20 protein-coding genes and 1 pseudogene are annotated in these 21,523 nt (G+C 64.5%); 15 read left to right on the top strand and 6 right to left on the bottom strand.

The annotated features are described in order from the left end of the window. The first annotated feature begins 105 nt into the window (after window positions 1–105). The 9 genes from IVA74_RS11245 (at window position 106) to IVA74_RS11285 (ending at window position 11,162) form a co-directional block, all read left to right on the top strand. A complete protein-coding gene (locus tag IVA74_RS11245; RefSeq protein WP_247342936.1) occupies window positions 106–912 on the top strand; it encodes an NAD-dependent protein deacetylase in 807 nt (268 codons plus the stop codon). A 140-nt stretch (window positions 913–1,052) separates the two neighbouring features. Beyond that, window positions 1,053–3,137: a hydantoinase/oxoprolinase family protein gene (locus tag IVA74_RS11250; protein ID WP_247342939.1), complete on the top strand. Its 2,085-nt coding sequence runs from the start codon at window positions 1,053–1,055 to the stop codon at window positions 3,135–3,137. Window positions 3,138–3,139: 2 nt separating this feature from the next. After that, entirely contained in the window at window positions 3,140–4,798 is a 1,659-nt protein-coding gene (locus IVA74_RS11255; protein ID WP_247342941.1) for a hydantoinase B/oxoprolinase family protein, read from the top strand. 39 nt (window positions 4,799–4,837) lie between these two features. Beyond that, complete coding sequence (locus tag IVA74_RS11260) at window positions 4,838–5,836, top strand: TRAP transporter substrate-binding protein (protein WP_247342945.1); 999 nt, start codon at window positions 4,838–4,840, stop codon at window positions 5,834–5,836. Between the two features lie 9 nt (window positions 5,837–5,845). Next, on the top strand, window positions 5,846–6,439 hold the full coding sequence (locus IVA74_RS11265) for a TRAP transporter small permease (RefSeq protein ID WP_247342948.1): 594 nt from the start codon (window positions 5,846–5,848) through the stop codon (window positions 6,437–6,439). A gap of 31 nt (window positions 6,440–6,470) precedes the next feature. Then, complete coding sequence (locus IVA74_RS11270; protein ID WP_247342950.1) at window positions 6,471–7,775, top strand: TRAP transporter large permease subunit; 1,305 nt, start codon at window positions 6,471–6,473, stop codon at window positions 7,773–7,775. A gap of 424 nt (window positions 7,776–8,199) precedes the next feature. Next, window positions 8,200–9,918: a PQQ-binding-like beta-propeller repeat protein gene (locus IVA74_RS11275; protein WP_247342953.1), complete on the top strand. Its 1,719-nt coding sequence runs from the start codon at window positions 8,200–8,202 to the stop codon at window positions 9,916–9,918. Window positions 9,919–10,018: 100 nt separating this feature from the next. Then, window positions 10,019–10,357, top strand: coding sequence for a cytochrome c (locus IVA74_RS11280; protein ID WP_247342956.1), 339 nt, complete (start codon window positions 10,019–10,021; stop codon window positions 10,355–10,357). A 37-nt stretch (window positions 10,358–10,394) separates the two neighbouring features. Beyond that, on the top strand, window positions 10,395–11,162 hold the full coding sequence (locus tag IVA74_RS11285; protein WP_247342959.1) for a transporter substrate-binding domain-containing protein: 768 nt from the start codon (window positions 10,395–10,397) through the stop codon (window positions 11,160–11,162). Between the two features lie 110 nt (window positions 11,163–11,272). Here the strand turns inward: IVA74_RS11285 and IVA74_RS11290 are convergent, their stop codons facing one another. Continuing rightward, a complete protein-coding gene (locus IVA74_RS11290) occupies window positions 11,273–11,917 on the bottom strand; it encodes a glutathione binding-like protein (protein WP_247342962.1) in 645 nt (214 codons plus the stop codon). Window positions 11,918–12,022: 105 nt separating this feature from the next. On the opposite strand from IVA74_RS11290, the gene IVA74_RS11295 reads away from it, so the two are divergent. After that, a complete protein-coding gene (locus IVA74_RS11295; protein ID WP_247342966.1) occupies window positions 12,023–12,667 on the top strand; it encodes a TetR/AcrR family transcriptional regulator in 645 nt (214 codons plus the stop codon). A gap of 32 nt (window positions 12,668–12,699) precedes the next feature. On the opposite strand, the pseudogene IVA74_RS11300 reads toward IVA74_RS11295, so the two are convergent. Both IVA74_RS11300 and IVA74_RS11305 read right to left on the bottom strand, forming a co-directional pair. Beyond that, window positions 12,700–14,666: pseudogene (locus IVA74_RS11300) on the bottom strand (cache domain-containing protein). A gap of 117 nt (window positions 14,667–14,783) precedes the next feature. After that, window positions 14,784–15,749 (bottom strand): glyoxylate/hydroxypyruvate reductase A, encoded by a 966-nt coding sequence (locus tag IVA74_RS11305; protein ID WP_247342972.1) that lies wholly within the window; start codon window positions 15,747–15,749, stop codon window positions 14,784–14,786. Between the two features lie 144 nt (window positions 15,750–15,893). On the opposite strand from IVA74_RS11305, the gene IVA74_RS11310 reads away from it, so the two are divergent. The 4 genes from IVA74_RS11310 (at window position 15,894) to IVA74_RS11325 (ending at window position 18,792) form a co-directional block, all read left to right on the top strand. Continuing rightward, window positions 15,894–16,262 carry a YciI family protein gene (locus tag IVA74_RS11310; RefSeq protein WP_211394665.1) on the top strand — a complete coding sequence of 123 codons (369 nt, stop codon included), beginning with the start codon at window positions 15,894–15,896 and terminating at the stop codon, window positions 16,260–16,262. Then, window positions 16,259–17,560: an RNA polymerase sigma factor gene (locus tag IVA74_RS11315; RefSeq protein ID WP_247342977.1), complete on the top strand. Its 1,302-nt coding sequence runs from the start codon at window positions 16,259–16,261 to the stop codon at window positions 17,558–17,560. Before IVA74_RS11310 ends, IVA74_RS11315 begins: the two co-directional genes overlap by 4 nt. 221 nt (window positions 17,561–17,781) lie before the next feature. After that, window positions 17,782–18,318 (top strand): SRPBCC family protein, encoded by a 537-nt coding sequence (locus tag IVA74_RS11320; protein WP_247342979.1) that lies wholly within the window; start codon window positions 17,782–17,784, stop codon window positions 18,316–18,318. A gap of 60 nt (window positions 18,319–18,378) precedes the next feature. Further along, window positions 18,379–18,792 (top strand): VOC family protein, encoded by a 414-nt coding sequence (locus tag IVA74_RS11325; protein WP_247342981.1) that lies wholly within the window; start codon window positions 18,379–18,381, stop codon window positions 18,790–18,792. A gap of 108 nt (window positions 18,793–18,900) precedes the next feature. On the opposite strand, the gene IVA74_RS41165 is transcribed toward IVA74_RS11325, so the two are convergent. The 3 genes from IVA74_RS41165 to IVA74_RS11335 form a co-directional block, all read right to left on the bottom strand. After that, complete coding sequence (locus IVA74_RS41165; protein ID WP_345946962.1) at window positions 18,901–19,254, bottom strand: hypothetical protein; 354 nt, start codon at window positions 19,252–19,254, stop codon at window positions 18,901–18,903. Window positions 19,255–19,776: 522 nt separating this feature from the next. Beyond that, complete coding sequence (locus tag IVA74_RS11330; RefSeq protein ID WP_247342984.1) at window positions 19,777–20,214, bottom strand: hypothetical protein; 438 nt, start codon at window positions 20,212–20,214, stop codon at window positions 19,777–19,779. Window positions 20,215–20,239: 25 nt separating this feature from the next. Then, a complete protein-coding gene (locus tag IVA74_RS11335; protein ID WP_247342987.1) occupies window positions 20,240–21,028 on the bottom strand; it encodes an SDR family oxidoreductase in 789 nt (262 codons plus the stop codon). Window positions 21,029–21,121: 93 nt separating this feature from the next. Between IVA74_RS11335 and IVA74_RS11340 the strand changes: the two genes are divergently transcribed. Next, window positions 21,122–21,502 carry a cupin domain-containing protein gene (locus tag IVA74_RS11340; RefSeq protein WP_247342989.1) on the top strand — a complete coding sequence of 127 codons (381 nt, stop codon included), beginning with the start codon at window positions 21,122–21,124 and terminating at the stop codon, window positions 21,500–21,502. The last annotated feature ends 21 nt before the right edge of the window (window positions 21,503–21,523 follow it).

The following is a 21,523-nucleotide window of genomic DNA, read 5'->3' on the forward strand; positions in this document are numbered from 1 at the left end:
AGGCGGGCTGGTCGATCAGGTCGAGCACGTGGAGCTGATCGCGATTCGACCTGTCCGATCGGCGGTGATCTGGCAAAAGCCGGCGGAGCGCCCTACATCTGCGCCATGGCAAACCCTCCGCTCCAGGATTTCGTCGGCCGGCACGAAAAACTGTTCGTGCTGACCGGCGCCGGGTGCAGCACGAACTCCGGCATTCCCGACTACCGCGACAGCCACGGCAACTGGAAGCGGACCCAGCCGGTGAACTTCCAGGCCTTCATGTCGGAAGAGCATACGCGCCGGCGCTATTGGGCGCGCAGCCTGATCGGCTGGCGCAGGTTCGGCCAGGCGAGGCCGAACGATGCGCATCACGCACTCGCCCGGCTCGAGGCCAGCGGGCGTTGCGGGATGCTGCTGACCCAGAACGTCGACCGGCTGCATCAATCCGCCGGCCAGCGCCAGGTGATCGACCTGCACGGAAGGCTCGATCTGGTCCGCTGCATGGGCTGCGGCCAAAAGGCGCCGCGGAGCGAATTTCAGGAGACGCTCGGCCGCGCCAATGCGGAATGGCTGACGCTCGATGCCGCCGATGCACCCGATGGCGACGCCGACCTGGAGCATGCGGATTTTTCGTCGTTCAAGGTCCCGGCCTGCGAGGCCTGCGGCGGAATTCTCAAGCCCGACGTCGTGTTCTTCGGCGAGAACGTCCCGCGCGACGTCGTCGCATCCGCGCAGGATCATCTGGCGCAGGCCGACGCCATGCTGATCGTCGGCTCCTCGCTGATGGTCTATTCCGGCTTCCGCTTCGTGCAGGCTGCCGCGCATCGGCAAATCCCAATCGCTGCGGTCAATCTCGGACGCACCCGCGCCGATGATCTCCTGACGCTGAAGGTCGAGGAGCGCTGCGAAGCGGCGCTTGCATTCCTGCTCTGATCGCGCAGGCTGCGAACACGCCTTGCCTATTGCATAGGTGCCAAGCAGAATAGCCGAACGCCGCATGTCCGCGCCATCGATGGCATGGAAATTGCTGCGCTTTTGTCCTCAGTCTTGACGATCAGCACGGAGAATTTGGAATGCTTGAGGGAGCCGAGGTGCGGCTTGCCGTCGATATCGGTGGCACGTTCACCGACATCGTGCTGGACGTGGGGCAGGATCGCAAGACGCGCAAGCTGCTGACGACGCCGCAGCGGCCCGAACAGGCGGTGCTCGATGGCATGCGGCTCATTCTCGCTGATGCGCGCGCGCATATCAGCGACATCGACGTCTTCATTCACGGCACGACGCTCGCGACCAACGCCATCATCGAGCGCCGCGGCGCCAAGACGGCACTGATCGCGACCGACGGCTTTCGCGACGTACTCGATATCGGCACCGAGAGCCGCTACGACCAGTATGACCTCTCCATCGACAAGCCGAAGCCGCTCGCGCCGCGATCCCTGCGCTTCACCGTGCCCGAGCGTATCGACGCCCATGGCGCCGTCCGCCTCCCGCTGGACGAAGCTGCAGTGCGCGCGCTCGCGCCAAGATTGCGCGCGCTGAAGGTCGAGAGTGTCGCGATCGCGTTCCTGCACTCCTACGCCAACCCCGAGCACGAGCGCCGCACGGCTGCGATCATCAGCGAGGAGATGCCCGGTATTTCCGTGACCGTATCGTCCGCGGTGTGTCCGGAGATCCGCGAATATGAGCGCACATCGACTGCGGTGGCCAATGCCTATGTGCAACCGCTGATCGACGGCTATCTTGCCCGCATGTCCGACGCCTTGCAGGTCGAGCAGTACCGCGGCGCGATCTATCTTGTCACCTCCGGCGGCGGTGTCACCTCGATCGAGACGGCGCGGCGCTTTCCGGTGCGTCTCGTCGAATCCGGTCCTGCCGGCGGCGCCATTTTCGCGGCGCAGATCGCGGCGCGTCTCGGCGAGAGCAAGGTGCTGTCCTTCGACATGGGCGGCACCACGGCAAAGATCTGCCTGATCGAAAAATACCAGCCCGAGACCTCGCGCGTGTTCGAGGTCGATCGCGCCGCGCGCTTCCTGAAAGGTTCGGGGCTGCCGGTGCGGATTCCCGTGATCGAGATGGTGGAGATCGGCGCCGGCGGCGGCTCGATCGCCCATGTCGACGCGATGAAGCGCGTCACCGTCGGCCCCGAGAGCGCCTCGTCGGAGCCGGGGCCCGCCTGCTACGGTCGCGGCGGCCTGCGCCCGGCCGTGACGGATGCCGACGTCGCACTCGGCATGATCGATCCCGACGACTTCGCGGGTGGAACGATCAAGCTCGATCCGGAGCTGTCGAAACAGGCGCTGCTGCGCGCCGTGGGCGAGCCGCTGGGTCTGTCCGCGGAGACTGCGGCCTATGCCGTGCACGAGGTCGTGTGCGAGAACATGGCGAGTGCGGCGCGCGTGCATGCGGTCGAGCGCGGCGAGATTGTCGGTCAGCACACGCTGATCGCCTTCGGTGGCGCGGCACCGCTGCATGCAGCGCGCGTCGCCGAGAAGATCGGCGTCTCCCGCGTGATCGTCCCTTCCAATGCCGGTGTCGGCTCGGCCGTTGGCTTCCTTGCGGCTCCGATCGCCTATGAGCTGGTGCGCAGCCGTCATGTCCGGCTCGATGATTTCGACACCGATGGTGTTTCCGACCTGCTCCAGGAGATGGTGACCGAAGCGCGTGCGCTGGTCGAGACGGGTGCAGCAGGCGCGCCGGTCCGCGAGCGCCGCGCCGCCTTCATGCGCTACGTCGGCCAGGGCCATGAGATCTCGATCGAGTTGCCGAACCGGCGGTTGGCGACGACCGATCTGGCCGGCCTGCGCCAGAAGTTCGAGGCGGATTATGCGGCGATGTTCGAACGGCCGATCCCGGGCGCTGCGATCGAGGTCTTGAGCTGGTCGGTGCTTGCAACCACCGAGGCGCGCAATCCGCCGCGCGTCGCCGATGTGGCGCGCATGCCCGCCGGCAAGGCGTCGGGCATGCGCAAATTCTTCGACGGCCGGGCCGGGGAGCTGATCGAGATTCCGCTCTATCGCCGCGAAGACATGGCGCCCGGCGCGACCATTGCGGGACCCGCCGTGATCGCCGAGGACGAAACGTCCACCTTCGTCTCCACCAGTTTCGACGCCCATATCGACGGTGCCGGCAGCATTGTCATGGAACGGAAGGCAGCCTGATCATGAGCAAGGCAAGCGGCGCGAGCCTGATCGACCTTCAGATCATGTGGCACCGGCTGATCGCCGTGGTCGAGGAGCAGGCGCAGGTGCTGCTCCGCACCGCCTTCAGCCCGATCGTGCGCGAATGCGGCGACCTCTCGGCCGGCGTGTTCGACCTCAAGGGGCGAATGCTGGCGCAGGCGGTGACCGGCACACCCGGCCACGTCAATTCGATGGCGGAATCGGTCAAGCACTTCATCGCCCAGTTCCCGATCGAGACGATGAAGGAGGGTGATGCCTACATCACCAACGATCCCTGGATGGGCACCGGCCATCTCAACGATTTTGTCGTCACCACGCCCTGCTTCAAGGACGGCAAGCCGGTGGCGCTGTTCTCCTGCACCAGCCATCTCATGGACATCGGCGGCATCGGCTTTGGCCCTGATGCCACCGACGTGTTCATGGAGGGGCTCTACATTCCCATGCTGAAGCTGATCGACCAGGGCGTCGTCAACGAGACGCTGATGGCGATGATCCGCACCAACACGCGGCTGCCGATCGACACCGAGGGCGACACCTATTCGCTCGCCGGCTGCAACGACGTCGGCTGCGAGCGCCTGGTCGAGATGATGACCGAGTTCGACATCGACACGCTCGACGAGCTCGGCGACTACATTTGCGACCGCTCGCGCGAGGCCGTGCTGGCCGAGATCGCCAAACTGCCGAAGGGCACCTGGCGCAACACCATGGTGGTCGACGGCTATGACGCGCCGGTCACGCTGGCCGCCACGCTGACGATCTCGGACGAAGGCATCCACGTCGATTTCGACGGCACCTCGGCCGCGTCCAGGTTCGGCATCAACGTGCCCTTGTCCTACACCATCGCCTACACCGTGTTCGGTCTCGGCTGCGTCGTCGCCTCGCAGATCCCGAACAATGCCGGCTCGCTCTCGCCGCTGACGGTGTCGGCTCCCCCAGGCGCGATCCTCAATGCGCCGAAGCCGGCGCCGGTCGCCTCGCGCCACATCATCGGCCAGATGCTGCCCGACGTCGTGTTCGGCTGCCTGCGCCAGATCATTCCCGAGCGCGTGCCTGCGGAAGGCACCTCGTGCCTGTGGAATCTCAACGTGCGCGGACAGACCCGCTCGGGCGCCGGCGGCAATTACGGATTCTCGATGGCCGTCACCTCCAATGGCGGCACCGGCGCGCGCTTCGCGAAGGACGGACTGTCGGCGACCGCCTATCCCAGCGGCGTGCGCGGCACGCCGGTCGAGATCGCCGAGACACAGACGCCGCTGATCTTCTGGCGCAAGGAGCTGCGCCCGGATTCCGGCGGGGCAGGGCGCACCCGCGGCGGGCTCGGCCAGATCATCGAGGTCGGCAGCGGCGTCGACGCGCCGTTCGACATCCTGGCGGCGTTCGACCGCATCGATCATCCGCCGCGCGGCCGCGATGGCGGCAAGAACGGCGAGGCCGGCTATGTCGGCCTGAAGTCCGGCAAGAAGCTGCGTGGAAAAGGTTTTCAGCAGGTGCCGCCGGACGACCGGCTGGTGGTGCTGACGCCGGGCGGCGCCGGCATCGGCGATCCCCGGGAGCGCGCGCCGACAGCCGTCAGCGACGACATCGAAAGCGGCCTCGTGTCTGCCGACAACGCGGTTGCAGTTTATGGGTATACGCGATGACGCCTCGGGCGTCGTGCGCGTAGCGAACGGAGGGGCTCAATGATCACGCGACGGAATTTTACTGCGGGCGCGGCGACTCTGGTCGCAGCCGGCCACATCTCGACCCGCGCGCGGGCGGCGACGGTGAGCTGGGACATGTCGACGGTATGGCCCGACGGCAATTTCCACACCCAGAACGCGTCTGCCTTCGCGGAAGAAGTGAAGAAGCAGACCGGCGGTTCGGTCGCGATCACCGTGAAGGCCGGTGGCCAGCTCGGCTTCAAGGGCCCCGAGCATCTGCGCGCCGTGCGTGACGGTCTGGTGCCGCTCGCCGACGTCCTCAACATCCAGCAAGTCGGCGATGAGCCGTTCATGGGCGTCGAGAGCATTCCCTTCCTCTGCGGCTCCATGGACGAATTGAAGGTGCTGCACAAATATGTGCGGCCCGAATACGTGAAGGTCGCCGCGCGCAACAACCAGAAGATCCTCTACATCGTGCCGTGGCCGACGCAGTATCTGCACCTCAAGGTCAAGGTCACCGATGTCTACGGGTTGAAGAACATCAAGATCCGCGTGCCCGACAAGAACGCCGTCGATATGCTGGCTGTTGTCGGTATGGCGCCGGTGATGATCCCCTGGGGCGAGACGATCCCCGCGCTGGCTTCCGGCGCGGTCTCGGGCGTCTCCACTTCGGCCGTATCGGGCGTCGACGGAAAATTCTGGGAATTCTTGAAGTACATCTATCCGACCAACCACGTCTGGTCGTCGCAGATGCTCACCGTCAATCTCGATTCCTGGAAGGCGCTATCGAGCGACCAGCAGCAACAGGTCACCGCAATTGCCGAGAAGATGGAGCCGGGCTTCTGGGCGAACTCGCTCAAGGCGGACGTTGACAGCCTCAACCGGCTCAAGGAAGGCGGCATGGAGGTGGTGCCGGTCTCGGGGGCCATGATCACGGACATTCGCGCCAAGACCGCGCCGCAGCTTGACGCTTTCCTCAAGCGCGTGCCGACAGCCGACAAGCCGGTGCGGGCCTATCTCGCTGAAATGAAGCGCTGAGGCCAGGTCATGGTCGGCGTTTCGCCCGCGGCTCCGCATAGTCTCAATGCAGCGGCGCCGGCGCCGCTGCGCATCCTGCTCGACGGCATCGACCGTCTCGGCCGGCTGGACGGCTGGATCGGTGGCGGCTGCCTCTTGATGCTGACGCTGCTGATGCTGTGCGAGGTCGCAACGCGCTTCCTCTCGAACTTCCTGCCGTTCTTTCCGCCCACGATCTCGATCGCGTGGGAGTATTCCTCCTATCTGATGGCGGCGTCCTTCACCTTCGGCGCCGCCATGACCCTGCGCGTCGGCGGCCATATCCGTGTCGTGCTGCTCCTGAAGAACGTCCCGGCCCTCTTTCAGCGCGCGATCGAAATCTTGTCGGCCGCCGCCGGCTTCGGCTTCATGGCCTTCCTGACATCGTCGATGGCGAAGTTCGCCTTCGGCGCCTATGTGCGCGGCCAGGTTTCGACCTCGAGCGACACCCCGCTGTGGTTTCCGCAGGCCGTCGTCACCTTCGGCATGCTGCTGCTAACGCTCCAGTTCCTGGCGCGCGCGATCCAGGCCGTGCTCGGCCTGCCGCTGGAGGATCACCGCATGAAGGCCTCGCCCGTCGAATGATCGCCTTGCTCGCACTCGGATTCAAGTTCGCATGACTATCGAAGTTGTCAGCCTGTTCGTGATCCTGTTTGCGCTTCTGGCGTGCGGCGTATGGATCGGCCTGACGCTTGCGCTCACCGCGACGCTGCTGCTTGCGATGTTCCGCTCGATTCCGCTCGACAAGCTGCTGCCGCAATACGCCTGGAACATTTTGACGACGCAGGAACTGCTGGCGCTGCCGCTGTTCATTCTGATGGGCGAGCTGCTGTTTCGCACCCGCTTGTCACGTTCGCTGTTCCAGGGGCTGGCGCCGTGGGCGGGGCTTCTGCCCGGCCGGCTGCTGCATGTGAATGTGATCGGCTGCACCATTTTCGCTGCGATCTCCGGCTCGTCGGCGGCGACGACTCAGGTGATCGGTCGCATGTCGCTCAACGAGCTGCTGCGCCGCGGCTATTCGCGCGACATCGCGATCGGCTCGCTCGCCGGCGCCGGCACGCTTGGCTTTTTGATTCCGCCGTCCAACATCATGATCATCTATGGCGTGCTCGGCGACGTTTCGATCCTGAAACTGTTCACGGCGGGCGTGCTGCCCGGCCTGCTGCTGGCAGCCACCTTCATGGGGTGGGTCATGCTGCACACGACCCTCAACCCCGGCATGGTGCCGGAAACGGAAACCAAACTCTCGCAGGTGTCGTGGCGCGAGCGTTTTGCTGCGCTGAAGGATCTCGCGCCGGCGCTGTTCCTGATCGCCTGCGTGCTCGGCTCGATGTACGGCGGACTCGCGACGCCGTCGGAGGCCGCTGCGGTCGGCGTGCTTGGCGCCGCGCTGGTCGCATGGGCGCAGGGCTCGATGTCGCAGCAGGTGATCCGCGACGTGCTGATCGGCTCGGTCGTGACCTGCTCGATGATCGCGCTGATCGTGCTCGGCGCCTCGATCCTCGGCAATGCGGCCGCCTTCCTCGGCATTCCGCAGGCGGTCGCCGCCTTCGTGAAGGGGCTCGGGCTGTCGCCCTTCATGCTGATCGTCGCACTGATCGTCTTCTACCTGATCCTCGGCTGCTTCCTCGACGGCTTCTCGATGATCGTGATGACGCTGCCGATCGTGCTGCCGATCGTGAAGGGCGCCGGCTTCGACGAGATCTGGTTCGGCATCTTCCTCGTGCTCGCGGTCGAGATGGCGCAAATCACCCCGCCGGTGGGCTTCAACCTCTTCGTCATCCAGGGCTTGACCGAGGACGGCCTCGGCTACATCGCGCGCGTCACGATGCCCTATCTCCTCATCATGGTGGGCTTCGTGCTGCTGCTGACGCTCTGGCCCGGCATCGTCACGATCCTGCCGAGGGTGCTGTACGGATAAGTCCATCCTCGGGCCCTGGCGCCGGCGCGCAGCGGTCTGCGTCATCCCGGTCGTGCTTGTCCGCGACGACGCCCTCCGGCGACAGCTTCGCGCTGTCCGGATAACCGCTTCAGTCTGAGAGTTGGGGGACGAAACGGTCAGCGCAGCTGACGCTTCAAGCGCGCGCGCTGCGCGTCAAATTCGCGCCGCGCGCGCATTCCATCTTTGCGCTCCCTATCATCCGGCGTACTCTATGAGAGCGAGCAGGAGTGCAACAGCAACCAGTCCAGTGAACGTAGCTCTTTTGGCGATGTCCGCCGAGAGAGCAAGAGCTGTTGGCAACTCATATGCGATGGAGAGAACCGACACATAGCGAGCTGCAAACATCCCTCGCGGCGCCGTCTGTAAGACGCAAGTTCAACAAACACAAAAGCGGGAGGAACGGATGAAGAAGCGTTGGTGTAAGTCTGCTCTACCTCTTGTTGCCGGCGCGACGCTGATCGTGTCGTCGGCGTTGGCCCAAAGCGTGGATACTGGGCGGATCGAGAGCGCCGGTCAGAACGATTGGCTGACCTATCACGGTTCGTACAAATCTTATCACTACAGCCCTCTGGCGCAGATCAATGCAAGCAACGTCGGCAATTTGAGCGTTGCCTGGCTCCATATTCCCGGACGCTCGACCCGTGGCCTGCAATCAATGCCGCTCGTGGCTGATGGCATACTCTACTACACAGGTTCTTACAGCCGGGTTTTCGCGCTTAACGGCGCGACGGGCGAGGTGATCTGGTCGCATTTTCCGGAACTGGACGAGACGCTGATCGCCCGCCAGACCCATTCTCCCTACAATCGCGGCGTCGCGCTCGGCGAGGGCAAGGTCTTCGTCGGTACCATGGATGGCAGGGCGCTTGGCCTGGATATGAAGTCGGGGAAAGTCCTCTGGGAAACTCGGCTGATCGACTCGCAGAAGCTCACAGTCGGTTTCACCGGTGCTCCGCTGTACGCGAAGGGTACGGTGATCATCGGAGCGCAAGGCGGTGAATGGCCGGGCCGCGGCCCGATCTTCGCCCTGGATGCCACCACCGGGAAGAAGAAGTGGGAGTTCCTGACGGTCGCCGGCACCGACGAGGCCATGAAGACGTGGGGCAACGAGTCCTGGCGAACGGGCGGGGGCGGCGGCTGGATGCCGGGCACTTACGACTCCGAGACCAACACCATCCTGTGGGGCACCGCAAACCCGGCGCCGCTCTACGATTGGTCGGGCGCCGATTACAAGACGCAAGGTGCGCGGCCCGGCGACAATCTCCATACGAGTTCAGTGATCGGTCTCGACATCGATACCGGTAAGCTGAAATTCTATCATCAGGAATTGCCGCACGACGCTTGGGACTTCGACAGCGCAGTCGGCGAGTTTGTGATGCTCGAACGCGATGGCCAGAAGTACGTGGTGCATCCGAACAAAGGCGGTTTCGTCTTCGTCTACGACCGCAATCTCGCCGTGAAGAATGTCTGGCGGCTCGTTGAGAACATCAATTTCGTCAAGGATATCGATCCGAAGACGGGTGCTCTGATCGGCCGTCGCGACTTCTCCGCGGGGAAAGTCACCGAACCGCCGCTGTGCCCATTCATTGGTGGCGGGATCAGCTGGAACGCCGGCTCATACAACCCCAAGACGGGGCTCTACTACAAAATCGGCCAGGAATGGTGCATGACGCTCGACGTCCAGAAGACGACGCCGGTCACGGCGCCACAGGTCCAGCTCAACATCGGCGCCGATTTCAAGATGGCACCTCCTCCGGGCGGCGAGATTTATGGACATCTCGACGCGCGCGATCCCATCACCGGGGCCAAGAAGTGGGAGGTTCGTTATCCCGAGCCGCCGCTTGGGAGCGTGCTGTCGACCGCGGGCAATCTCGTGTTCGTGCCCGACTCCCGCGGCATCATTCATGCCTACGATGCTGAAACCGGGACCGAGCTGTGGAATCACAACAACGGCACCGGCCATCAGGGCGGCATCGTCAGCTATTCCGTCAACGGCAAGCAATACATTGCCGTGGCCGCAGGCTTTGGCGGCATGCTGGCAGACGAGTACGCGCCAAACTTCGGCGGCGTCTACAAGAGCATGCCGCGTGACGACGGGGCGCTCGTCGTCTTCAGCCTGAAATAGGTCATCGCAAATTGCCGGGGAGCAGGCGCAAGCTTGCTTCCCGTGCATTGAAGTTGCGGGCGCGCTTCAGGACATGGAGCTGGTTACCTTGAAATTGCATTTGAAGAAGATCACCGCGCTGCTATCGGCGGTGCTGGGCGCCTCGTCGCTCTGTGCCGCACCGGTTCACGCGCAGTCTGCCACCCCTGCACCGGACAACGGGACGTTCGACGTCGAGCAGTTGTTCGCGGGGACTTGTGGCTTTTGTCACTCCGACGGCGGCCGGGCCGCCGGCAAGGGACCGCAGTTGATGAATTCGCCACGCGATGACGATTTTCTGCACAGCCGCATCAAGAGCGGCAAGTCTGGCGCGATGCCGGCATTCGGCGGGGCTTTCACCGATGCGCAGATCGACCAGATCGTCAAATATATCCGCGCCCTGAAGCCGCGCGAGGGTTGAATCGCCGAGGCCCGATCCATCGATACGAGAACGCGGAATGAAGTCAATTCTCCCGCTTATGGTCGGCGCCATCATCGGACTGTTGGGTCCGGCGCAGGCGCGAACCCTGGACGCGATCCGCTCGTCCGGCGCGCTCGGGTTATGCGCCCATCCCAACTCGCTTCCCTTCGCGAGCAAGGCCGTCGATCCTCCCGGCTTTCAGGTTGAATTGGGCCAGGCGCTGGCACGCGAACTCGGCGTCTCGCTCCGGCTCGACTGGATCATCACCCAGTACCAGCTGCGGAGCGCCGGCTGCGACATTCTTCTGGATGTGATCGCCGACCACTCGGCGCAAGGCGAAACCCGCTTGAGGATCTCAAAACCGTATTATCGCACGGGAGTCGCACTCGCCGTGCCGTCATCCAGCGCGCTCGCTTCGTTCCAGGGCCTCAATGAGCATACCAAGGTGGGGGTACAGGTCGGATCCGTCGCAGCCATGATCATCGGTCAACGGCACGTGCCTACGTCGACCTTCGGCTTCGAGAGCGACAGCCTCGACGCTCTGTTGAACCATGAGATCGATGCCGCTGCGGTTACACCCACAGCGGCGAGCTATTTCAATCTGACGCATCCAGGCAAGGCACTCCGCATTCTGGATCGCGACGAGAGCGTGGCCGATCTCAACTGGAACGTTGCCGTCGGTATGGTCCGTCCGGATGATGCGTTGCGCGAAGCCATCGATGGAGCGCTTGAACGGTTGCGAAACGACGGAACGATCGATCGGATATACGGCCGCTACGGGGTCGTACTGCAAGCGCCGAGATAGCTACGGGTGCCAGGTCGGGAGCAGACGCGATATATTCGCAAGCATCGCGGCGGGTGCCGCCCCGGCCGAGGTAGCCGGGGCGATCTCTCACTGGTTCATTCCGAGTGCTACTACGCCGCCGCCTTCTTCCGCGCCTGCTCGGCCTTGTACAGCTCGAACTCCTCCGCGATCGCGCGTGCGACCGACGGCCGCTGGCGCAGGCGCTCGTAATAGGCCTTCACGTTCGGCCATTTGGCGAGCTCGATCGGCGGCGTCGCCATGGTCCAGTTGATGACCGTGACCAGATAGGCGTCGGCGACGCTGAAATGGTCGAGCAGGAAGTCGCGCCCCTTCAGGTAATTGTCGAGATAGTCCAGCCGCGATAGGTTCTTCTCCAGCGCATAGGCTTTCATCTCCTGCGGCGCCTTGCGGTCGAGCACCGGGATGAACAGGCCCTTGTGCAGTTCGGTGCCGATGAAGCAGAGCCATTGATGCAGCCGCGTGCGATCGATGCCCGCTGCGGCGCCGAGGCCCGATTGCGGGAAGCGGTCGGCGATATATTGCAGGATCGCCGCGTTCTCGGTCAGCACCACACCCTCGTCGGTACGCAGCGTCGGCACCAGGCCGATCGGGTTCACGGTACGGAAGTCAGTGCCGTCGCTCAGCACTTTCTTGGTCGGCGGATCGACTTCGAGATAATTCGCCTCGGCGCCGGCTTCATACAGCGCGACGCGGCTCGCCATCGAACAGGCGAGCGGCGAGAAATAAAGATCCATCTTGAGCCTCCTTGGGCAATTCCCTGTGGTGTTTGCTCAACCTGGCCAGATTGATTTTTGTACCATCTTGCATATTATATTCGCGGTCAAGGATTAATTTGCGAAATGGTACAAAAATCGAAACCGCCAGCTGCCGCCAGTGAACCCAAACGCCGGGGTCGTCCGCGCGCCTATGAACCCGACGTCGCGCTTGGCAAAGCGCTCGACCTGTTCCGCACGCAGGGTTTCGCCGCCACCTCGCTCGACGATCTCAGCGAAGCCACCGGCATGAATCGCCCGAGCCTCTACGGTGCCTTCGGCGACAAGCGCGAGCTCTACATCAAGAGCTACCAGCGTTACCGCGAGGAGGCGCGCGCATCGATGGTGGAGATCTTTCGCCAGGAGATGCCCGTGCGCCTGCGGCTGGAGCGCATCTTCGCCTCCGCGCTGAACATCTATCTTTCCGGCGAAACCGGCCCGCGTGGCTGCTTCACCGTGGTCACGGCGGCCTCCGAAGCGGTCGGCGACCCTGATATCCGCGCCATGGTGCTCGACGGGCTTAACGAGCTCGACAAGGCATTTGCGAGTTGCTTTCGCCGCGCCAAGGAGAAGGGCGAACTGCCCGAGAGCGCCAATCCCGTCGTGCTGGCACAGATCGCATCCGCAACCGTACACTCAATCGCGATCCGCTCCCGCGCGCGGGTATCGCGGAAAGAGCTGGAGGCGATCGTGAACGGGGCGATCGACGTGATGATCGGAGCTAAAAGTTAAGCCGCCGCCGGGACGACAGTGAGATATTGCGTCTACGCCGCGCGAATATGCGCGAGAAAACGATCCACTTCGTCCCGCAGCCGCTGCGATTGTTTTGACAGCTCGATCGCCGAGCCCAGCACTTCCTCCGCCGCAGTTCCCGTCGCGGCGATGCCGGCGGTGACGCCTGCGATGTTTTGCGACACCTCGCCGGTGCGGGCCGCTGCCTGCTGGACGTTCTGCGCGATCTCCTGCGTCGCCGTGCCCTGCTGGCCGACGGCCGCGGCAATCGCCGCGGAGATCTCGTCGACCTCCTGGATCGTCGCGCAGATCGACTGGATGCCGTCCACTGCGCCGGTGGTCTCTCCTTGTACCGCCGTCACCTGCGCGCCGATCTCCTCGGTCGCCTTGGCGGTCTGGGTTGCCAGCGCCTTCACCTCGGAGGCGACCACCGCAAAGCCGCGGCCGGCTTCGCCCGCGCGTGCCGCCTCGATCGTGGCGTTCAGCGCCAGCAGATTGGTTTGCTCGGCAATGTCGCTGATGAAGGAGACGACGTCGCCGATTTTTTGAGCGGCGTCTGCCAGGCTCTGCACGCGTGCGTTGGACCTCTGTCCATCGCTGGCGGCCTTGCCGACGACTTCGGTCGCGTGCGCAAGGCGTCGGCTGATCTCGGTCATCGACGACGACAGCTCTTCCGCGGCGGCAGCAACTGTCTGCACATTCTCGGAGGCGAGCGCCGAGGCCGACGACACCGTGCCGGTCTGCTGCCGCGATTGGTCGACGATGGCCGACATCGAGCGCGCCGTGTGCTCCATCTCGACCGCGGACGAGGAGACCGTGGTGACGACGTCGCGAATGCTGGCTTCGAAATTGTCGGCGAGCGCGGCGAAGGTGCGCCGTTTCTCCGCTTCGGATTGCGCCTTGGCCTCGATCTGATCCGTCTGGAGCTTGTTGAAGCTCATCGCATTGTCGCGGAACACTGCGACCGCCTTCACCATCGCGCCGACCTCGTCATTCGCTTTGCTGACGGGGACGGCGACGTCCAGGTGTCCGTCTGCCAGCTCGCGCATCACGCTCGTGATGGAGATGATCGGACGCGAGATGCTACGGGCGATGAGATAGCCGACGATCGCGGCGAGCACGAGCCCGAGCGCGGCGATGCCGAATGCCAGCAGCCGGGCACGGTCGGCGGAGGCCACATAGTCGGCATTGTCCATCACCAGCTCGACCGCGCCGAGCGGCTTGCCGGAAAAATCCCTGATCGGTCCGAGCAGCGCCGCTACCGGCATGGTGTCGGGCTTCGCCTGCCGTACCGTGAAGTCGCCGCCCGCAGCGCGGCCGTAATCCGCCGCGTCGAAGAAGCTCTTGCCCTTCAGCGTGCCGCCGAACAACTTGAAGCCGCCGCCGTCCGCGAGATGGAAGGCGATGTCGACATGGCGGTTGCTCTTGAAGTCGTCCAGGAAGGACTGGCCGAAGGTCAGGCCGAACTCCACGGAACCGAGATGCTTGTCGCCTTGCGCGATCGGCACGACGCCGCGGATGCTGAGCCCGGCCACGCCACCCTCGAGGCCGACCACGACCTTGCGCTCCTGGTTGGCGACGACGACGGTTTTGCGGAAGCCCGAGAGGTCGTCGCCGAATTTGGCGGGCTGGTGCACGCGCAGGAACGAGGTCGCGGGCGCCACGTGGAACTGGAACTGCTCGACGCCGTACTCCGACTTGGTCGCGGCAAACACCGGCCCGAACAGGCCGATTAAAGCGTTGCGATCCTGTCTGGCCATGGCGTCCTGCGTCGCTGGCATCGCGGCCACGACGGCGCTCATGGCGGCGGCGCGCTGGGATTCCTCGGCAATTCGCGACTGGAGCGCGTCGTAGTGACTGCGAAGCTCGCGCTGGTCGGCCCGGTCGATGATGCCGGAAATGATCCACATCGCTCCGAGCACGGCGAACAGGGCGGTCGCCGCCGCGGTCACCGCAGCGCAACCGTGATCCGCATCCTGAGGCCGAGACTCGCCCGCATGTCCGACTCGTTCGTTGAGCGCTGATTAACAACGCCTATCAACTTCCCGCTAAGAGAGGGTGAACGGGATATCGGCGGACGATCAGGGATCTTACGGCGCGGGTGGCACGTGAGGTCTTAATACCCCCGCGCCCGGTCCACCACGTTCTCCAGCACACCACCCGCCTCGAACCGCGCGATCTGCTCGGCGACATAGGCCGAGATCGCGTCTGCGTCGGTGTCGGCGGCGTTGTGCGGCGTCAGCAGCACCTTGGGATGGGTCCAGAACCTGCTGTCCTTTGGCTGCGGCTCCTGCACGAAGACGTCGAGCGAGGCGGCGCCCAGTGTGCCGTCATCGAGGCAGGCCAGGATATCGGCCTCGTTCTGCAGGCCGCCGCGGCCGGCATTGATCAGCACGGGCGCGCCGAGCGGACTTTTGCGGTTGAGCTTGGTGAAGACGTCGCGGTTGAGGATGCCGTTTGTTTCAGGCGTTAGCGGCAACAGGCTGACGAGGATATCGGTCGTACGCAGGAACGGTTCGATCTGCTCGGCGCCATGGAAGCATTCAACGCCCTCGATCCTGCGCGGGCTGCGGCTCCAGCCGGCGACGCGGAAGCCAAGCCGCCGCAGCACGTCGGCCGCGTCAGTGCCGAGCGTGCCCAGTCCCATGACACCGACTGTGACGGCGCTGGCCGGCCATTGATATGTCGGCTCCCAGCGCTTTTCGCGCTGCGACTCGCGCAGATAAAGCTCCTGGCGGTGGTGCATCAGCACGTGCTGCACGACGTATTCGGTCATGCGGCCGGTCAGATCAGGCACGGCAACGCGCACCAGCGGCACGTTCGGCAGGCTCTTGTCCGCCATCAATGCATCGACGCCGGCGCCGAGATTGAAGATCGCCCGCAGATTGGGGAATGAGCCGAGATCGCCCGGCACCGGCTTCCACACCGCGGCATAGTGCACCTCGGCCGGATCGAGCCCGGCATCGGGCAGCAGCACCACGCGGCGCCCGCCGCAGACCGCGTCGAACCGGGCCTTCCAGCGCTCCGGCAGCCAGTTCTGCTGCGTGCTCTTGATCAGGACGGCCAGTATGCCCACGGTCATTCGAAGTGCCTCACAAGGTTCCGCTTTTGGTGCCTCTCCTTGGCACGATCTGCCGGATTTTTCTTGCAGTTTTTTTCCGCAGCCATGTCGGAGCGGGGCATAGTGGATCGTCTTCAAAACAAGCGTTCAGAGAAGGTGCTGCCCATGCTTTATGCGATCCTTTGCTATCACGACGAGGACTTCGTCGGCTCCTGGAGCAAGGACCAGGACGAGGCCGTGATGAAGAAGCTCGCCGTGGTGCAGGAAGATCTCGCGAAGCAGGGCAGGCTCGGCCCCGTGGCGCGGCTGCTGCCGACCACTGCGGCAGCGACATTGCGCAAGGAAGATCCGCCGTTGGTGCTCGACGGCCCCTATGCGGAGACCAAGGAGCAGTTGCTCGGCTTCTACATCGTCGATTGCAAGAACCTCGACGAGGCTCTCGACGTTGCGCGCGACCTCGGATCGGCCAATCCCGGCGGCGCTTATGAGGTGCGTCCGGTCGGCGTGTTCAGGCCCGGAGGGAATCTGACGTGAGCGAGGCCGATACCGCCTGGATCGAGACCGCGCTGACCTCGGCGCGCCCCCAGGCGGTCGGCGCGCTGCTGCGCTATTTCCGCGATCTCGACACCGCCGAGGAGGCCTTCCAGAACGCCTGCCTGCGCGCGCTCAAGACCTGGCCGCAGAACGGACCGCCGCGCGATCCCTCGGCCTGGCTGATCATGGTTGGCCGCAACGTTGCCATCGACGAGGTGCGCCGCACCCGGAAGCAGCAGCCGCTGCCGGAGGACGACCAGGCGATCTCCGATCTCGACGACGCCGAGGGCGCGCTCGCCGAGCGGCTCGACGGCTCGCACTATCGCGACGACATTTTGCGGCTGATGTTCATCTGCTGCCATCCAGGGCTGCCGGCGACGCAGCAGATCGCGCTGGCGCTCCGTATCGTCTCCGGTCTCACGGTGAAGCAGATCGCACGCGCCTTCCTGGTGTCAGACGCGGCGATGGAGCAGCGCATCACGCGCGCCAAGGCGAAGGTCGCCGAGGCCGGGACGCCGTTCGAAACGCCGGGCGCGGTCGAGCGCTCCGAGCGGCTCGCCGGTGTCGCTGCGATGATCTATTTGATCTTCAACGAGGGCTATTCGGCGAGCGGCGACACCGCCGAAATCAGAAAGCCGCTGTGCGAGGAGGCGATCCGGCTGGCGCGGCTGCTGCTGCGGCTGTTCCAGAGCGAGCCGGAGATCATGGGGCTCACGGCACTTATCCTGTTGCAGCATGCGCGCAGTGCTTCGCGCTTTGCCGCGGACGGCTCGCTGATCCTGCTGGACGACCAGGACCGTTCGCTGTGGAACCGCACCTTGATCGCGGAAGGCCTCGCGCTGATCGATAAGGCGATGCGCCATCGTCGCAGCGGGCCCTACCAGATCCAGGCCGCGATCGCCGCGCTGCATGCCCGCGCATCAGCGCCGGAGGAGACTGACTGGGCCCAGATCGACCTGCTCTATGGTGCGCTGGAGGTGGTGCAACCCTCACCGGTGGTGACACTCAATCGCGCGGTCGCGGTTTCCAAGGTGCGCGGACCGCAAGCCGCGCTCGACCTGATGGAGCCGCTGGCGCCAAAGCTCGCCAATTATTTCCATTTCTTCGGCGTGCGCGGCGCCTTCCTGATGCAGCTCGGCCGCAATGACGAAGCCCGCATCGCCTTCGACCGCGCCATCGCCCTCGCCAACACGTCCGCAGAAGCCGCCCACATCCGCATGCATCTCGATCGCCTGATCCGGGACAGCCAGCCGAAGGGCGCCAATGGCGGCGCCAGGCAGGGTGCGAAGGTCACGTAGGGAGCACCCCCCATCTCTCGCCGTCATGCCGGGCTTGTCCCAGGCATCCACGTCCTTCTGATCGGCGCCGAGAACGTGGATGGTCGAGACATAGGCAAGCGGAAGCGACGCCGTCCTTTGGACTGCTATGCCCGGCCATGACGGTCGTCCAAATTATTGATTCCGAATTGTCGGCCCCGGCCATCCCCCTTCGTCCTTAGCGAGCATCCAAGGAGTTCTTTATGCTGAAAGCCATTGCCGTCATCGCCGTCCTGCTCGCGGCCGGAATCGTTGGCGTTCTCGTCTTCGCCCTGACGAAGCCCGACACGTTCCGCGTCGAGCGCAGCCTCGCCGTGAAAGCGCCGGCCAATGCGATCTATCCGCAGGTCGCCGATTTCCATCGCTGGACGGCCTGGTCACCCTACGAGAACCGCGATCCTGCCATGAAGCGGACGTTTGGCGGCACCGCCCAAGGCAAGGGCGCGACCTATGCCTGGGACGGCGACAATAATGTCGGCGCCGGCCATATGGAGATCCTCGAGGCGGATGCGTCGTCAAAACTTCGCATCAAGCTGGATTTCGAGCGCCCCTTCGAAGGCCACAACGCCGCCGAGTTCACGTTTGTGCCGCAAGGCGATGCCACAATGGTCACATGGGCGATGTCTGGTCCGGCCCCCTTCATGTCCAAGCTGATGCAGGTGTTCATGAACATGGACAGCATGATCGGCAAGGATTTCGAGGCCGGCCTTGCCAGCCTCAAGAAGCTCACGGAGAAATAACGCCGTCCTCGTCGAAGGAACGGTCAAGCAACGGCTCAAGCAAACGAAGAGGAGAGAAGCATGCTCAATGCGTATCTGTTCTATCAGGACACCTGCGAAGCGGCGTTCAACTATTACGCCGAGGTCCTCGGCGGCAAGGTCGACGCCATGATGCGTGCATCGGATGCGCCGGCGGACATGGCCGCCGCGCCCGGCCGGGAGAAGACGATCATGCATGCGCGGATGTCGCTGCCCGACGGCAGCGTGTTGATGGCCTCCGATGCACCGGGCGAGCAATTTCACAAGCCGCAGGGCTTTTCGATCTCGCTCACGGTCGCGGACCCTGCGGACGGTGAGCGCAAGTTCAACGCGCTCGCCGATGGCGGCAGCGTTACCATGTCCTACGGCAAGACGTTCTGGGCCAAGGGCTTTGGCATGTGCGTCGACAAGTTCGGCATTCCCTGGATGGTGAACTGCCCGGCCGATGGAATGTGACAGGCGCGACAGCCTGATGCGCCAAGCGGCGATCCCCTCTTCCTGCCGATGCGGGAGAGGGGACACGCACAAGGACGTTATGTCATATGCCGATCGGCCGCGTCTCTCTCAGCGGATCGATCCGGTCACGTCGTTGCCCGGTGGTGAGGACGACGGAACGCAGCGAGGGCAGATCACGAGCTTGGTGCCGAGCTGCCTGTCATTCTCCGCTTCGATTTCGTCACGGACGGCCCACCACGCCGCGGAGTACGGGTGCAAGGTACCGAGCACTCTTTCCCGCTCCTGATTCGGATCGCTCTGTGCGGGAGCTTGGTTCGCCACACGACGCCTTGTAGCAGAGGGGCGGTTCGGATCCTGACCGAGGCCGTCCCATGCGATCGGGCGGCGTTCCTGCGCAGGCGCGACAGCGCATCCCATGAGCGTTACGCAAAAAGTGAGCAAGACAAAGCCGTGTCGCATCATGCCGGACCCTCGGTGTCATACGCGACACGCTAGCCCCGCATGCGGAAACTCGCGTCACGCCGCTAAAATGGAACCTAAGGGAAACGTGTAGCCCGCATGGCCGAATATGGATTTTTGCTCTCGCACCACATTGCGAGGGCAGTGAGGCCACTTCGTGAAATGACGCGGACTGCATCGCACAACAACTGGCGCAATATTAGGCTGTAACTCCGTGACAGAATCGCTAATTATTGCTTCATAAAAAGCTACAAATTGGGGCGGGCGGACTTGGAAGGGGAGCGACCGATGGCGACGGCGCTACAGATCAACTTTGCACTCTGGGGTATGCTCATCTGCGCGACCATGGAACTGACGCAGATGATCCAGAGGTTTTACTAGACCTCACGAAGCGCCTGACCGGCGGAATTTTGCCGACGCGGTTGTCCGCCAGTTCACGAGCAAGGCGATGAGCGTGAAGCTGACGCCCGCGATCAGCAGGACAGCGGCGGATTTAACCTGGTCACACCCTTCGCGGCCGCATCCTCACCGGCAGCGCGGATAGATCGCGGCGAGGTCGCGGCCCTTCAACAAAAGCAATCTGGACGAGAGACCGCCGCGGCGGCTGATCCAGTCGCGCACCGGGCCGGGATAGGCGGCAAGCACCACGTCGGATGCTTCCGGCTCGGCATAGAAGCGCCCGCGCCGGTCGGCCGAGCGCGCCGCATGGAAGCCGAGCACGGCGCGTCGGGTGACGCAAATGCGCTCGCCCGGAACGATGCTCAGCACCAGCGTGCATGCAGACAGGCAGGGACCGTCGATCACCACGCGCTCGCCGCTCTCGCGCACCTTCTCGAACAAATCGAGGAACGGCCCGACCTGTCCGCCTGGCGACTGAATGATGCGGATTTCAGCCACGGCGGGCGCGGACGCGAGCAGCGCGGATGCGAGCATCAAGGCCTTGAGGGAGATGACGTGTCGCATGGCACTCTCCGAACTCTTCCCGTGCCTACCCGTTCCTCCGCTCGCCGCGCAGCGTCGGCAGGCCGATACCCGCCGCATCGAAGCCGCCATCGACGGCCAAAATTTGGCCGGTGATGTAGCTCGATCGTTCCGAGCACAGAAAGTAGACCGCTTCGGCGAGTTCCTCTTCCAGGCCGTAGCGGTTGAGCGGGATGGCGTCGTGATAGTCGGCGCGGATCTCCCTGGTGTGCACCTGCTTCGCCATCGCGGTGTCGACCGGCCCCGGCGCGACCGCGTTGACGCGGATGCCGAGCGAGGCGAGTTCGACCGCGAGCTGCTTGGTGAGATGCGCGAGGCCCGCCTTGCTGGTGCCGTAGGCCGAGCGCAGCGTCGAGGCGCGCACCGCCGAGATCGAGGTGATGTTGACGATGGTCCCGCCATTACCATCGCGCATCAGTGGTACCGCCGCCTTGGTGCAGAGAAACGGACCGGTGAGGTTGACCTCGAGCACCCGCCGCCAATCGGTCTCCGACGTCTCCATCAGCGGTGCGAACACGGCAATGCCGGCATTGTTGACGAGCGCGTCGAGCCGGCCGAACCGCCGTTCGATCGTCGTCATCGCTGCGGCAACCGAGACTGCGTCAGAGACATCGCAGGTCAGCGCCAGCGTGGCCTCGTCCTGGCCGATCTCGGCGACCGCGCGGCCGAGCAACTCGCCCTCGATGTCGAGCAGCGCCACGCGCCAGCCCTCAGCCAGGAACTTCTTCGCGGTCGCAAGCCCGATGCCGCGCGCGGCTCCGGTGACGAGGGCGAGTTTTTGCGGAGTTTGCGGCATTTGCCAATCTGTCCTGTGTCCGAAAGTTCGGTCGCGCGCGAGCGCCCGCTCCTTTTACTTCGCTTTCGTCCCGGCAAGAAAGGGCCTCTGTTCATGCCCATCGATCCCAGTGCGATCCCGCTCGAGGAATGGCGGCCAGGTGTGACGACTCGGATGCTGACATCCGCGCGCAACGGCGCCACTGCGCTCTGCATCTTCGAGCAATGGGTCGCGCCCGGCGCCGGGGCGCCGACGCACAGTCATCCGGTCGAGGAGGTGCTGGCCGTGCGCGCGGGCGAGGCCGATATGTGGATCGAGGCCGAGCGCGTCACGGTGACGGCCGGCCAATCGCTGCTGGTTCCCGCCGGCCGCAAGCACGGTTTTCGTAATTCGGGCACGACCGCGCTGCACGTCCATGCCGTGCTGGCCTCGCCGGTCTTCGAGGCGCTGCCGGAGGGAGCGAGCGAGGCGACGCGGCGATGGACCGCGGACTAGGCGTGCGATGTCGGCAGGCCT

Source organism: Bradyrhizobium sp. 132, from assembly GCF_023074185.1.
GTDB lineage: Bacteria > Pseudomonadota > Alphaproteobacteria > Rhizobiales > Xanthobacteraceae > Bradyrhizobium.